This window comes from Dellaglioa sp. CoH-57-MRSF-17, assembly GCF_056782015.1.
The window spans coordinates 1-629 of the sequence record NZ_JBXAXY010000028.1 but is presented as its reverse complement, the minus strand read 5'-3'; the positions used below and the strand labels follow the sequence as shown (position 1 = coordinate 629).

General features: G+C 52.8%; 1 protein-coding gene. It reads left to right on the top strand.

What is annotated here, in order from left to right; genetic code table 11:
• Nucleotides 1–37: 37 nt before the first annotated feature.
• On the top strand, nucleotides 38–629 hold a 592-nt coding region (locus tag AC1RPJ_RS07680), incomplete at its 3' end, for a hypothetical protein (protein WP_481762828.1).

Here is a 629-nt window from a genome sequence, read left to right as displayed (position 1 = left end):
ATAAAGAAGTGTCCACAACTACCCCAAGAGGTTCTTAATGCTGGAACGCGAATTCACGTTCAATCCACCGAACGAATTCATTGAACGCCATGACCCGTACAATCTGGTCATCAGGCAGTGTCGAGACTGGAGCAACAGCAGCCGTCGCGTGATGGTTGTGTTCCAGCATCTCGATTCGCGCGATCTGAAAGAAGGCGAGCTTCTTGGTGTACGGGAGACGCGTCTCCCGTTCGTAAATGCCTTGAAGTATGGCAACAAGATCGCCCGTGCCTATGCTGGCGATAAGCAGATTCCGCAAGCCAGTTACATGGTGATCAACTTCGCGGAAAACCGACACCTCAAGATGGGGCCAGCGCAGCGTCGTGAGGCCGAAGCTGCTTATGGTGAACGCCTGAAGAAGGCGATCAAGAAGTTCAAGCCGACCCACATCCTGTTCTCAGGCGATGAGGCCATGCACTCTGTGTTTCCACAAGTGCAACACCCACAGTACAAGCGCGGGTGGGTCCATAAGATGAAGGTTGGTGACGAACAGATTCGTGTCGTCTCCACCCTCGACTTTTTCAAGCTTCTGGACAAGCAAGGTGAGCTGGCCAACCTTCTAGGTTTCTGGTGCCGTCATTTTGCGAATC